Source organism: Candidatus Chloroploca asiatica, from assembly GCF_002532075.1.
Classification (GTDB): Bacteria; Chloroflexota; Chloroflexia; order Chloroflexales; family Chloroflexaceae; genus Chloroploca; species Chloroploca asiatica.
The window spans coordinates 78895-92889 of sequence record NZ_LYXE01000041.1; the positions used below are offsets into that span (position 1 = coordinate 78895).

11 protein-coding genes are annotated in these 13995 nt (G+C 57.6%); 5 read left to right on the top strand and 6 right to left on the bottom strand.

The window, feature by feature from the left end; all coding sequences use genetic code 11:
- The 5 genes from A9Q02_RS03810 (at position 1) to A9Q02_RS03830 (ending at position 7316) form a co-directional block, all read left to right on the top strand.
- Positions 1-987, top strand: a complete 987-nt coding sequence (locus A9Q02_RS03810) for an alpha-E domain-containing protein (RefSeq protein WP_245860314.1) — start codon at positions 1-3, stop codon at positions 985-987.
- A gap of 9 nt (positions 988-996) precedes the next feature.
- Positions 997-1953, top strand: a complete 957-nt coding sequence (locus A9Q02_RS03815) for a transglutaminase family protein (protein WP_097651029.1) — start codon at positions 997-999, stop codon at positions 1951-1953.
- Positions 1950-4220, top strand: coding sequence for a hypothetical protein (locus A9Q02_RS03820; protein ID WP_097651030.1), 2271 nt, complete (start codon positions 1950-1952; stop codon positions 4218-4220). Before A9Q02_RS03815 ends, A9Q02_RS03820 begins: the two co-directional genes overlap by 4 nt.
- A gap of 78 nt (positions 4221-4298) precedes the next feature.
- A complete protein-coding gene (locus tag A9Q02_RS03825; RefSeq protein ID WP_141508685.1) occupies positions 4299-6497 on the top strand; it encodes a hypothetical protein in 2199 nt (732 codons plus the stop codon).
- 3 nt (positions 6498-6500) lie between these two features.
- Complete coding sequence (locus tag A9Q02_RS03830) at positions 6501-7316, top strand: hypothetical protein (RefSeq protein WP_097651032.1); 816 nt, start codon at positions 6501-6503, stop codon at positions 7314-7316.
- A gap of 14 nt (positions 7317-7330) precedes the next feature.
- On the opposite strand, the gene A9Q02_RS03835 is transcribed toward A9Q02_RS03830, so the two are convergent.
- The 6 genes from A9Q02_RS03835 to A9Q02_RS03860 all read right to left on the bottom strand — a co-directional run bounded on the left by A9Q02_RS03835 (position 7331) and on the right by A9Q02_RS03860 (position 13743).
- Complete coding sequence (locus A9Q02_RS03835) at positions 7331-8497, bottom strand: GGDEF domain-containing protein (RefSeq protein WP_097651033.1); 1167 nt, start codon at positions 8495-8497, stop codon at positions 7331-7333.
- A 12-nt stretch (positions 8498-8509) separates the two neighbouring features.
- Positions 8510-10105, bottom strand: coding sequence for an ASKHA domain-containing protein (locus tag A9Q02_RS03840; protein ID WP_097651034.1), 1596 nt, complete (start codon positions 10103-10105; stop codon positions 8510-8512).
- Positions 10106-10148: 43 nt separating this feature from the next.
- Positions 10149-11156 (bottom strand): uroporphyrinogen decarboxylase family protein, encoded by a 1008-nt coding sequence (locus A9Q02_RS03845; RefSeq protein ID WP_097651035.1) that lies wholly within the window; start codon positions 11154-11156, stop codon positions 10149-10151.
- 10 nt (positions 11157-11166) lie between these two features.
- Positions 11167-11802, bottom strand: coding sequence for a cobalamin B12-binding domain-containing protein (locus tag A9Q02_RS03850; protein WP_097651036.1), 636 nt, complete (start codon positions 11800-11802; stop codon positions 11167-11169).
- A gap of 14 nt (positions 11803-11816) precedes the next feature.
- Complete coding sequence (locus tag A9Q02_RS03855) at positions 11817-13400, bottom strand: SDR family NAD(P)-dependent oxidoreductase (protein WP_097651037.1); 1584 nt, start codon at positions 13398-13400, stop codon at positions 11817-11819.
- 94 nt (positions 13401-13494) lie between these two features.
- Positions 13495-13743 carry a hypothetical protein gene (locus A9Q02_RS03860; protein ID WP_097651038.1) on the bottom strand — a complete coding sequence of 83 codons (249 nt, stop codon included), beginning with the start codon at positions 13741-13743 and terminating at the stop codon, positions 13495-13497.
- Positions 13744-13995: the final 252 nt, after the last annotated feature.

Sequence of the window (13995 nt, forward strand, 5' to 3'; positions counted from 1 at the left end):
ATGCCTGATATAACTGCGAAACCAATGCTCTCGCGGGTTGCTGATAACCTCTACTGGATGAGTCGCTACCTCGAACGGGCTGAACATACGGCACGGGTGCTGGCAGTTGGTTTGATGCAGACCATTGACCAAAACCCCCGGCAGGCGCATCCGCGTTGGACACGTTTGCTCGAGGCGCTTGGGGCTTCGGCGTTGGCTGACGGCGAGGCTGATGCCTCCCGGATTACGGCGTCGCTGACCTTTGATGCCGAGAATCCGCATTCGATTGTCTCGTGCATCGCCTCGGCCCGTGCCAATGCGCGCCAGGTGCGCGAACAGATCAGTTCCGAGATGTGGGAACAGTTGAACCGGGTCTATTTGCGGGTACGTGCATCATCGGCGGCCCAGATCTGGCAGGGTGAGCCAATTGAGTTCTATCAGCGCTTGAAGGAGGGGGCGCATCTCTTTCAGGGCATTACCGATGCCACGATGAGTCACGGTGAGGGCTGGTTTTTTATTCAGGTCGGACGTTACCTCGAACGGGCCGGATCGACCGCAAAGCTACTCGACACTCATTTTCAGGTCTATTTTGCGCCCGAGGCGAAAGGCGTTGCGCAGCTCGAGTTTAATGACTGGGTGACGTTGCTCAAGAGTTGTACCGCTTTTGAGGCCTACTGCAAGGTCTATACGGCTGATGTGCAACCTCCCTCGGTCGCAGAATTTCTGTTACTCGATAGCGAGTCACCACGTTCGGTGCGTTTTGCCGCTGACCGGATCGAACGCGGCCTCCAGGCTATTTCTCGTTCAACCGGGTCGCGCTGGGCTGGGCGGGCCGAACGGCTCGCCGGACGTTTGCGCGCTTCGCTTGATTATGGTCAGGTTGATGAGATTATGGCCGAAGATATGCATGCGTATCTGGATACTATTCGCCGCCAGTGCGGGGCGATTCACGCAGCGATCTATCAGGCCTATATTACGTATTCGGTTGAGTCAGCGATTGTTCAGTAGCTTTTCCTTATGTATTACTCGATTTTACACAAAACTCGCTATCGGTATAGTGCGCCTGTGACTGAGAATGTGACCGAAGTACGGATGCAGCCTCGCTCAGAGGGGTTGCAGCGTTGTCTGAGTTTCAAGTTGACGACAACGCCATCGGCACGGGTGAATAGTTATACCGATTCGTTTGGCAATATTATTCATCATTTTGATATTCCAGCCCCGCATCGCTCGATTACGCTAACAGCCGAAGCGCTGGTAATTTTGCCTCCGTTTGATCCGTTGCCGCAGGCCCTCGATCCGGCTGCCTGGTATCAGCTTGATGCGCTGAAGTCAAATGAGGATGTCTGGGATTTCTTGGTTCCCAGCCATTTTGCCCGGCCAACAGCTGAACTTAAACGCCTCGCGCAAGAGCTTGATCTGCGCCGTCGCGATGATCCGCTCAGTTTGTTATGTGAACTGAATCGACGGATCTATGAGGTGTTTGACTATGATGTTGAACAGACCACGGTGGAGTCGCCGATTGATGTGGCGCTCAATTCGCGACGGGGGGTCTGCCAGGATTTTGCTCATATTATGATTGCACTGGTACGTCTGTTGGGCGTTCCGTGTCGCTATGTCAGTGGCTACCTCTTTCATCGCGTTGAGGATCATGATCGCTCTGAGCAAGATGCGACCCATGCCTGGGTCGAAGCCCTGCTGCCTGGTCTTGGCTGGATCGGGTTTGACCCGACCAATAATCTGATTGCCGCCGACCGCCATATTCGTACCGCCGTCGGTCGCGATTATGCCGATGTGCCACCCACACGCGGGGTCTTTAAGGGGCGCGCCGAGAGTCATCTGGCCGTGGGGGTCAAGGTGATGCCGACTGAGGCCCCTATTCCTGCCGAAGAGGTGCAGACCAAGCCGCTCGGCGGGGCTGTGTTACCCCCCGATGAGCCTGAGAGCGAGGAGCAGCAGCAGGAGCAGCAGCAGTGACCGAGGCGGGGCGCTCGGGGCGGCAACGGTGGTTTGCTTGGGTGTTGGGGGCGGTGACGAGTTATGTCGTGCTGGCGCTGCTGGTCTTTCTGCCAGTGGTGCCCCGTTTTGGACAGGCGCTCCAGGGTGGCCCGATCGCTGGGGCGGATGGCTGGCAGCATACCTGGCATGTCTGGTGGACGGCTCTGGCGGTGACAACGGGGCAGAACCCGTTTGTGACGCCGTTGCTCTTTCACCCGCAGGGGGCGTTGCTCTATGTGCAACCGCTCAATGTAAGCAATGGCTTGCTGGTGTTGCCGGTGACGCTGACTTTCGGGCCTGTGGCGGGCTACAATACGGCGGCGTTGCTCTCGTTTGTGCTGGCCGGTCTGGCCGGTTATCTGCTGGCCTTGCGGGTCTCTGGGGCCCATCTGCCGGCGTGGATCGGCGGCCTGGCCTTTGCCTGGGCACCGCTGCATATGACCCGGCTCTATGATGGGCAACTCGAGTTGATGGCGGTCCAGTGGCCGGCGTTGTACGCCTTCTTTGCGTTGCGGGCGGTCGAAACCCGTCGCGTGCGCGATGCGCTGCTGGCCGGGTTGATGCTGGCGGTTACGGGCTATACCAGTTGGTATTACCTGCTCTTTCTGCTGGTCTGGAGTGTGGCCTTTGCGTTGCTCTGGCTGCCCCGTGGTGGGGGTAAGACCGGGGTTGCGCGAGCGGACTCTTCCCCCCATCCAGAGGGGTCGGAACGAGCAAGGCGTGATCCCACGCCCAACCAGCGTCACCCGCAACTGCTGCGGCAGTACGGCGTGTGGCTGCGACAGTGGGTTGTCATCGGGCTCACGGCGCTGTTGGTGCTGGCGCCTGTGTTGATCCCCGCCATGGTGAGTCTCTATGGCCCTGAGCGCGATCTGGCTGAGGTCAACCCCGAGGAGGTGCGAATCTCATCGGCGAATCTGCTCGACTTTGTCTTGCCAAGCTATCTGCACCCGCTCTGGGGGCCGACGGTCGCGGCGACCGCAGGGGCGGTCTGGCACCCGTTGAGCGCCGATTGGAATGTGGCGCTGGGGTACACGATCCTTGCGCTGGGGCTGATCGGTGGGGTCCTGGCGTGGCGCCAAGCCTGGCGCTGGTGGATCCTGGCTGGGGTTGGGATGCTCTTTGCGCTTGGGCCAGAATTGCAGGTTGGCCCCTGGCAGACCGGGGTGCCAATGCCCTACCGGTTGTTGCAAGCGTTGCCTGGAGCCGATTTTGCGCGACGGCCCCTGCATTTCGCGATGCTCACGACGCTCGCCCTGGCACCGCTGGCGGCACTTGGCATGCGTGAGGTACTGGCACGGGTTGCGGGGCAGCCGCATGGTGGCACGACAGACGGATCAGGGGCACGTCAGACGCAACGCGGGCAGCCACTGCGTTCTTGGTTGGTGCTTGGTGCCGTAGTGGGCCTACTGAGTTTTGAATTGCTGCCAGTGCGGTGGATACTGCACGATGCGGCGATCCACCCCTATTATGCGACAATTGCCCCTGACGACGGAGCCTTGCTGCATGTCCCGCCGCCTGTCTATAAAGACTTTGAAGCTCAGAAGGCTCAAATGACGCATCACGAGCCAATTCTGGGGGGCTATCTGGCGCGCATTCCACAGTACGATGCCAGTTATGCGCCTGGCATCCAGCCCTTCTGGCAGATGCGCCCCGTAACTGAACAGATGCTGCATCCGCTTGATGCTGCCCTCGCATCTATGAGTTATTATGGTGTGCGGCAGGTACTGATTCATTGGGATGATGAAGATCTGCCACCTGAATGGCGTCCACGGATCGAAACGATTGTTGACCAGATTTTGCCAGGTGTTGCGCCGATCTATGCCGATGAGGTGCTGCGTGTCTATCGTGTTCCTCGCGTGCAACCTGAGCCATTCGCGTATTTTGCGACTGGCTGGTATGATGAAGAGCAAGACGGGGTCCAGCACTGGCGCTGGATGAGTGCGCACAGTGATATGATTCTGGTCAACCCTGAACCGCAGGCCCAGCGGCTTACGTTGACCTTACGTGCTGAGAGCTATGCCGAAGGGCGTGAACTTCGACTCTCGTTGAATGGACAGCCGCTGTACCAACGCTTTGTCGCCGCTCAGCCTGCCCAGACCGAGCTTGTTTTGAACCTCCTTGTGCCCCCCGGTGAACATCGGCTCAGCTTAGCGGCACCTGCCTCGCTGGAACAGGGTGAGACTCAACGGCAACTGAGCATTGTGCTGACTGATCTTCATTTGCGCTGGCAGAAGATTGAGTAGATGGTAGTTTGGTTTATCGAGGTGTTAGCATTGTCTGAAAGCCCAGTCTCCCGACCATTGCAACGGCCATTGATTTCTGTGCAACATATGCTAGCACTGGTGGGGTATCTTCTCGTTACACTCTTGAGCTTTACCCCACTGTTGCCTCACGTTGGCAAGGCTCTTTTTGGTGGCCCCATTGCCGGGGCGGATGGGTGGCAAAATGTCTGGCATGTCTGGTGGACGGCCCAAGCGGTCACAACCGGGCAAAACCCGTTTGTGACGCCGTTGCTGTTCCATCCGCAAGGCGCGTTGCTCTATGTGCAACCGCTCAATGTAAGCAATGGCTTGCTGGTGTTGCCGGTGACGCTGCTGTTCGGGCCTGTAGCCGGCTACAATACGGCTACGATGCTCTCGTTTGTGCTCGCTGGCCTAGCGGGCTATCTGCTAGCCTTGCGGGTCACGGGAGCCCATCTGCCGGCGTGGATCGGCGGCCTGGCCTTTGCCTGGGCACCGTTTCAACTCACCCGGCTCTATGATGGGCAACTCGAGTTGATGGCGGTCCAGTGGCCGGCGTTGTACGCCTTCTTTGCGTTGCGGGCGGTCGAAACCCGTCGCGTGCGCGATGCGCTGCTGGCCGGGTTGATGCTGGCGGTCACGGGGTATACCAGTTGGTACTACCTGCTCTTTCTGCTAGTTTGGAGTGCGGCCTTTGCGTTGCTCTGGCTGCCCCATGGTGTGGGCAAGACCGGAGTGGCATGGGCGGACGCTTCCCTCCATCCAGAGGAGTCGGAACGGGCCAGGCGTGATCCTACCCTTGCCCAGCGTCACCCGCAGCTGCTGGGACAATACGGCGTGTGGCTACGGCAATGGATGGTCATTGGTCTCACGGCGTTGCTGCTGTTGACCCCGGTGCTGCTTCCCGCCCTGCTGAGTCTCTATGGGGCCGAGCGCGATCTAGCCAAGGTTGACCCCGAAGAGGTGCGGATCTACTCGGCGAATCTGCTCGACTTTGCGTTACCCAGCTATCTCCACCCGCTCTGGGGGCCGACCGTTGCAGCGACCGCAGGGGCAGCCTGGCACCCGTTGAGCGCTGATTGGAATGTAGCGCTGGGCTATAGCATCGTTGTGCTTGCCGGCATGGGTTGTTGCTGGGCCTGGCGCCAGGCCTGGCGCTGGCTGGTACTGGCTACGATAGGCCTCCTCTTTGCCCTCGGTCCAGTGTTGCAGATTGGGGTGTGGAACACAGGCCTTCCGTTACCATACCGTCTTTTGCACATCTTGCCAGGGACTGATTTTGCTTTACGCCCGATGCGCTTTACGATGCTCACAACGTTGGCCCTTGCCCCGCTGACTGCACTTGGCGTACGCGAATTGTTGCTGCGTGGGCAGCGTATCAAAACAAAAAAACTCGGGCCTTCGCTCACCAGGCTGCTTATCGTGGTGACGGTGCTTATCGTGCTTGGCTTTGAGTTGTTACCGATGCGTTGGAAATTGCATGTGCCAACTATCCATCCTGTCTATGCGACGCTAAACAGTAAAGATGAAGCCGTGCTGCATGTTCCCCCACCAACCTACAAACGCATCAAGCCACAGAAAGCCCAAATGACGCACCAAGCACCGATGCTTGGTGGCTATCTGGCTCGTACCCCGCAGTATGATCTTCCGTATGCACCAGGCATTCGTCCACTCTGGCACAAACATCCAGAGATCAGCACCATGCTTGATCCGCAAGGTACAGCACAAACGTCGCTGAATTACTATGGAATTCGGCATCTTATCGTTAACTGGCCGGATATCCATCCGGATCGGCGTCCACGTGTGGCCCAAGCTATGGCTGAGGTTTTGCCAGATGAGGTGCCGGTATATAGCGATGAGCACCTGTCAGTCTATAAGGTTCCGTTGGTTGAGTTGGTGCCCTTCGCCTATTTTGGGTCGGGTTGGTACGATGAAGAGCAGAACGAGGTAGAACGCTGGCGCTGGATGGGTGCGCAAGGCGACATTATGCTGGTTAATGCCGCCTCGACGCCTCAGCGTGTCCGAATCTTGTTGAACCTGGCGAGTTATGCGGAAGCACGTGACGTGACGATTTGGCTCGATAGGGTGCCGCTTGCGACCCGCACCATTCCAGCGCAACCCGCGAGTGCGGTTCGCACCCTCTACCTCCTGCTGGATCCAGGTGAACATCGGCTCACGTTGAATGCAACGACGGCCAAAGAAGTAAGCAGTACAAGTCAACGTGAGCTCAGTCTGGTACTGAGTGGGATCGAATTGGTCTGGTTGCAGACGATGGAGTGATCAATGCCGATCGAAATACGTGTTGTTCAGGGATATCAGGAATATATGGCGTGCGAAGAGATCCAGCGCCAGGTGTGGGGGCCGGTCAATTTTGCATTCGTGCCGCACCATATGTTGCTGACGGTGCAGCGCAACGGGGGATGCGTGTTGGGGGCCTTTGATGGCGATGCGCCCGGACAACCAATGGTTGGCTTTACCTTTGGCTTTCTGGGGCGCACCGAAACAGGCCAGTTGAAACATGCCTCACACATGGCGGCGGTGCTACCGGGATACCGCGATGCCCGGATCGGTGAGCGCCTCAAGTGGGCTCAGCGTGAAGAGATGTTGAAGCAGGGGATCACATTGATTACCTGGACGTTTGATCCGCTGATCAGCCGCAATGCGCGATTGAATATCAGCAAACTCGGGGCGATCAGCCGTACCTATATTCGCAATATCTATGGCCCAGAGCCCGAAGATCCGCAGGGGGTCTTGCCGAGTGACCGCTTTCAGGTCGAGTGGTGGCTCAACGATGAGGCCGTGGTAGCACGGAGCCAGGGGGTCTACCGTGGCCCCGCTGCCGAGGCGCTGCACACACAGACGCTTCTTGCCAACCCGAACCCAGTCGAGCCAAGCGAGGAGCCAATCGGCGATCGCTTTTTGATGCAGATCCCGCTTGACGTGAACAGCCTACTGGTCAACGATCTGCAACGGGCGCGGGCGTGGCGCTACCAGATCCGTGCGCTTGCCGAGGCCGCTTTTGCCCAGGGTTTTGTGGTGACAGGCTATGCGTCCGACAAGGATGTAGGGTACTACCTGCTCGAACGGCGTGAGGGGTAGATGCGTTCTTTGCCCTACTCCTGCGCCTCGCTGCTGAGGAGTTGCCAGTGGCGATATTCACCGTACCCGGCTTCTTTGGCCTGATACATCGCGCTATCGGCATGCTTGAGCAGGGTTTCAGCGTCGGTTCCATCATCAGGGAAGAGGGCGATGCCCAGGCTACTGGTAATGGTGAGCATATGTTCGTTCAGGTAGAAGGACTTGTGCAACGCAGCCTGGATCTTCGCGGCGATCGTGGTTGCATCCTCGAGTACGGTAATTTCGGTGAGGATCAGGATAAACTCATCACCACCGAGACGAGCGGCGGTATCACTGCGCCGAATAAGCGTTGAAAGGCGCTGGCCCAGAGCCTGCAATAACTGGTCACCAACGCTGTGACCAAGGGTGTCGTTGATCTGCTTGAAGCGATCAATGTCGAGCAGCATCACGGCCAATTTCTCCTGTTTGCGCTGGGCATGGGCCATCGCAATAGCAAGGCGGTCATTGAAGAGACGGCGGTTGGGGAGGCCCGTCAGCGCATCTTGATAAGCCATCTCTTTGATGATTTGCTCGGCTCGTCTGCGTTCGGCAATCTCTTGTTGCAGGCGCTCGTTAATTTCGATCAGTTTAGTAGTGCGTTCTCTGACCAAATTTTCAAGATGCTCGCGGTGTTGGCGGATTTCGATCTCTGAAGCGAGCCGGGTTGCGGTTGTGCCAAGAAGAACGGTCATCGCCAGGTAGGTGTTGAGCAGTTCGCGGGGAAACGGCTCGGCGATGCGATAGCCCACCAACAGCACGGCTGTGAGCTGATTTTCCTGATTCACGGGCAAAAAAGCGAGCGATAAGGGTTCAGGTGTCGCTATGATCCGTGAGGCGAAAAAGCCACTCTCAAAGACTTCCTGGATCGCCTCATGCACCTCGGCACCGATGCTCGGCTCGTGCGCAACGGGGCGACTCACGTTGGTGATCAGAGGGGTCAAGTCGGCTCCAACCTCGTGATCGGCATGCATCCAGTGGTGATAGGTGATGCTTCCATCATCCTGAGGGCGCCCGAAGGCGACGACATCGGCACCCCAAAAATTGACGAATACTTTGCCAACCTCGCTCCAGATATCTTGCTGGACGGTCAAACTGGCGAGATACTGTACTGTTCTGAGCGCTGCGTTGAGGTAGCCTTGCTGGTTGGGCCAGTGCCTGGACATCACATGCCTGCTTCACGATGGCTGAAGGAAGAGATTTTCGAAAAAGAGCTCGTCAAAATCATCACATTGTCCCAGATTGATCATCGTTGTCCGGGTGCGCAGGTTGTTCAGGCGCTCACATGCGACCGGTGAACGGAGCAGATCTTCGCATCCGAGCAAGGCAGTGTTGCCATAGAGTTCAACGCGATCTGGATTGATATTGGGGAGCAAGCCGATGGCCTGGGCGTTGCGAACATCAAGAAACCGCCCGAAGGCACCGCCAAGACAGATGCGCCCGAGATCCTGTGCGCTCAAGCCTGCCTCGCGTAGCAAGACCTGGCATCCTGTGCCAATGGCGGCTTTGGCGCGTTGAAAGAGGTCAACATCTTTGCGGGTCACCACAATGTTGCGTTCGCCACGGACAATGAACATCCCCTCGTCGGGAACCTGTGGCGCAAAACGCCCAACACTGGTCAAGAGGTCGGCGCTGATCAGGTTGGCAATGAGATCAACCAATCCCGAGCCACAGATGCCCTGCGGGGCAGTATCAGCAATCACCGACGGCACGAACGCCCCATCACTGAGTGTGACGCGATAGATCGCCCCTGGATCGGCTGGCATCCCACAGCGCAGGCCACTCCCCTCAAAAGCTGGCCCTCCTGCGGCCGAAGTAACCCAGAGCGTTGTGCCGTCCCAGAGGGCCATTTCTGAGTTGGTACCAAAATCAATCAAGAGCGCCGGTTCGCTCGTATCGGCCAGATTCATCGCGAGCACGCCGGCCAGCAGGTCAGAACCGACAAACCCGGCCAAAGGTGGAATGATGACGATCTCGGCCTCGGGATGAAGGCCCCACGGGTCGATCCAGATCTGCGGATCTTCGGGCACGCAATCAATTGCTTGCATCCAGTAACGCGGGTCAAGCAACTGGGCATAGTTGCGCCCTGACAAGAGGGCGATCATCGCGGTATTGCCAACCAGGGTGAGCCGTGTGACCTGTTCGAGGTTGAGCCCTTCTCTGAGGCCAAGATCAAAAAGTGCCTCGGCAATGCCATTCACAACCAGGTCATGCAGATGACGAGCCTGTTCCATATCTTCACTCGCCGCGACCACGCGCGTAATCACATCTGAGCCGACGGCTATTTGCGGATTCAGCCCGTAGCGTCCTGCCAGACGGTGATGCCCAATGAGCGTATGGAGCGCCAGGCTGATATGGGTTGTCCCGAGATCAATAGCAACGCCATAGGGTCTGAGCATCTTTGGGGTCACATTGCGGTGGGGAAAGGTCGACAGATATTCAAAGCGCCGGTTCGCCAGGGGCAGATTGCGCCAGGCCGAGGCCGGGCTCCGGGCCAGAATGGTCACCTGCACATCCGAGGTGGGCATGATCTGGCACGCCAGGCGAATGCCGCTAGCCAGTTCAGCGTCGTCCAGATGCAGATACTCGCCAGGGGTTGGCTCACCGGCGTCACCGGCTTCGATCTGAACGCGACAAAGACCGCAGGCACCGATGCCGCGGCATGCTGTGCGCACCCGGATATCGGTCGTGTCGAGGAGCTCGCGCAGCGACACGCCAGGTTCAAAGGGCAAATGACGTTCACCCTCATCCAGTTTGATCGTTACAACCGGCATCTAGAATGTTTCTCTCTTTGCGCTAACTAACGTACGTTACAAACTACGAACGCACAGCCTGCACCAGAGCGGTAATGTTCTCTGGGCGTGCTTCAGGTGGAATCTCACAGCCAGAAGAGAGGATAAAGCCTCCACGTTGGGCAAAGCATTGCAACAGGCGCTGCGCTTCGTCAGCGATGAAGGCTGGCGACGCATCAACAAAGGCGAATGGCTTAAGATTGCCATCCAGGCATGTCTGCGGTAGAGCTTGCATAGCGCTGGCGGGATCGACAGAAAAATCGAAATTGGCAATAGCAACCCCTGCCTCGGGATAGAACGGTAAAATCGGTGTAGTTCTCCCAGCGATATGCAGCCAGTTACAGATAGCCCCAGCCTGCGTGAAGGTGCTGCAGATCGTTTTGAGGCGAGGAAGGATGAGTTCGCGGAAGAAGGCAACGGGAATAACCTCGGGGCAGGATGCCGGATCAAAAATGATCGGCAGGTGGGCCCCGGCTTCAAGCTGGGCGACACCAAAGCGAATGATCACCCTCGTGGCAAAGTCAAGTAACTGGATGAACTGATCGGGCGCGTCGATCGCGAGGTACAGGGCCTCTTGCAAACCCATCAACTGGCAGACCAGGGTCATCGGGCCTAGCACGCAGCCAACCACGAGCACCTCGTTGCCCACAGCGTGGCGCAAGATCCGGATCGCCTTCAGCAATTCTGGCATTCGTCCGTCGCATTGTGGATCAGGCAGATGCAGTTGTGCAAGGTCGTCGTGCTTGGCAAACACATAGGCTTGTACCGTTGGATAGGCATTCGTTCGATAGTCCAAGACCGAACCAACGGCTTCGGTCTCCACGCTCGTGTCCATCAATGCAAAGACGGCGTCGTAATCGTAGTAGGCGAGAGCATCGCGTTGACATGCGGCGAGCACCGCACCATCTTGCACATAGGTCTTCAAGTCAACACCGGCCAGCATCGCCGCATGACCAAAGACCTGGGCAATGACTGGCACCCGATCGTGGGGTTGGAAATGGAGGGCGGCGTGAATGCGTTTGAGACTATTCATCACGTTCCTCCTAAGAGCCTGAGAGTGTTTCGACATAATGGAGGCAATCAAAGGCCGTCTCGCCGATAAAATCAACCTGCAAACTGGCAGCGGTCGCCTGCTTAAGCGCAGCCCCGCCAGCCATCACTTTGATTTGTGTAAGGCCAAGGGCATGCATTTTCGTTCGCACCTGGCGTATTTGCGGTATCACCGTCGTGATCAGACCGCTGATACCGACAGCGAGCGGCGCTTCCTGGCGTGCCGTCGCGATCAAACGGTCAACGGGACAATCTTTGCCACAGTCAACCACGCGATAGCCTTTCGCGGTCAAGACCATTTTGAGGATATTCTTGCCCAGATCGTGGACATCGCCCTCCAGGCTGGCCAGAATGATCGTCCCTTGCGACGGAAACATCGCGGCATCACCTGGATAGAGCACTTTCATCGCACTCATCACAGCCCGACCCGCGAGCATAATCTCGAGCAAATTGAACTGCTCGACAGTACACCGAGCATCCAACTGGGTCATGGCAGACTCGATGCCGTCAGTGATAATCGTCTCACGGGCAAGCCCTGCCGCCTGAAGCTGGTGGGTCTGTGTGACAGCCATCGCCTGATCGCCATCAATGAGGGCCTGGACAAGTTTTTGCATCAACGCGTTGTGCATAGTTAATCGTCTCCTCATTCCTGGTTTGAAAGCACTCCTGTGACTGGTAGCTTCTTGAGGATCGCTTGCTGCATCAATGTTTCGGTGAGCGAAGGCAAAAACCGACCGCTGGTGGCAAGCAACCGATTGGCGAACCCTGGGATCAGGCTTGTTGCGCGCCGTTGCACCGCTGCAACGATGAGGTTCGCCAGATGCGTGGGTCGCATCCGCCGTCGTTCGCGGCGATTATCGGGGCTGTAACGTCGGGCATGAGCGGTGCGCGTTGGACCGGGGTAGACCGTCAACACATTGAGCCCCTGGGGAGAGAGGGCAGCCCGAAGACTACGAGCATACGCAGCGAGCCCATCTTTGCTGGCTGCATAGACAGAAGCCCCTGGATAGCCAGTATAGACAGAAAGCGAAGCGATCATCACCAGCGTTGCGCCTGGGGCAAGTAGGTTCTGCCTGAGCAAGCCTGCCGTCAGATCCATGGGGGCGTACAGATTGAGCTCAAGTACGGCTTGTTGGCGGGGAAGATCGCTCTGCGCAAAACGTCCGACCAGACTGATGCCAGCACTATGCACAAAGACATCGGCTGGTGGCAAAGCAGCTAGTTGCTGGAGCACCCGGTCGCGATCAACTGCTTGGATCAGATCGGCTTCGATGACCGTAACGGCTGTCCCCTGCGCACGCATAACGCGGGCTATTTCATCTGCCCGGGCCCGATCACGGTCGATGAGCGTCACGATCCATCCCTCAGTGACATAACGCTCGGCAATTGCTCGTCCAATGCCATCTGCTCCGCCGGTCACCACACAGTGACGTAGACCTTGAGGTGGGGCAAGAACAGGAAGCTGCGCGGGCGGAGAAGCTTGGCGAATCGTGCGGGTACGGACAACCCGTTCAACAGACTTCCCCAGATAGATCCCGGCAAAACGCATGATGCGATTACCTGCGCCAAGCGTTGCAACGGCGGTGCCACGTTCGCTGGCGCGCACAAGCTGACGAGCGACCCGTTCGGGTGGCGGGAAGCGTTGCCACCCGATCTGATCGAGTGGCGCACCAACTTTGTGATGCATAGCAGTACGGGTTGCCCCGGGATGGATCACCTGAACCATCACGTGACCAGCTAATTCCACCCGCAAACTTCGGGCAAAGCCCTCGAGCGCAGCTTTGGTTGCCCCATAGACGGCATACGCTGGCACAGGCAAGGCAGCGGCAACCGAACCAATGAAAACGATGCGCCCGTGGGCAGTGATCAAGAGCGGGAGGAGCGCGTGGGTAAGGGCGATAGGCGCATACAGATTCGTCTGCAACAACGTAGCAAGCTCAGTCGATGTTTGCGCCATAACAGGCCCATACGAACCTACACCGGCGCAATGAATAAGCTGATCAAGGGTGTTGAGACCACGTTGATGAAGGAAGGACGCAACCACTGCCGGGGCAAAAGGTTGAGCGAGATCAACCCGGCAATAGTCAGGGCGCAACACGGCTGGAAGCGCCGAAGCAGGTCGGCGCCCAACCGCGATGACGCGAACACCTCGTGCCAGATAGATCTGGACGAGTGCTAGGCCGATACCATCGGTAGCGCCAGTGATCAACACCTGTTGTCGAGCCATGCTCTTGCTCCAATGATGTGTCTTCAGCACATCTCGGTATGCTTAGAGGATAGCATGGGATCTGGCTCTCGACAAGATGCGCGTATGTACGTTTTTACGGTTCCTTAACTGGTGCCGTTGATCCGTGCAGGCTTTGAGGCACAGCATTGGTCATACCTACAAGCAAGGCTGGTTTTGGCTCGGCGTGACCGGCCAGCCCTGCGTGGTCTTGGGGCACAAAGACCGCCTCTAAGGCAGCTTGGGGTTGCGCCTGCGCCTCTAGAGCATGAGTCTGGTGTGATCCACAGCCTACCAGCAAAAAGAGTGAGAGTAGCAATGCAAGCAACATTGTACGCAGCATCATATGACTCCTCGAATTTATATATGTAATACGTATACTCATAGTGTACCAAATAGTTTCTGTATAGATAAGGTCAAAAGGCTGATATTTTCCCTACATCCTGGGGAGGTTTTGTTTTGAGCACAGGGTTGGGGCTTGTGGCCCCAACCCTGTGCTCGTGGAGGAAGTGAAGGCATCGCAGGGCTGATGCAAAGTCAGAGCCAGCAGCGGCAACCGACACCATGTGAACACCTTTGCGGTAGGATGAAGATGGAA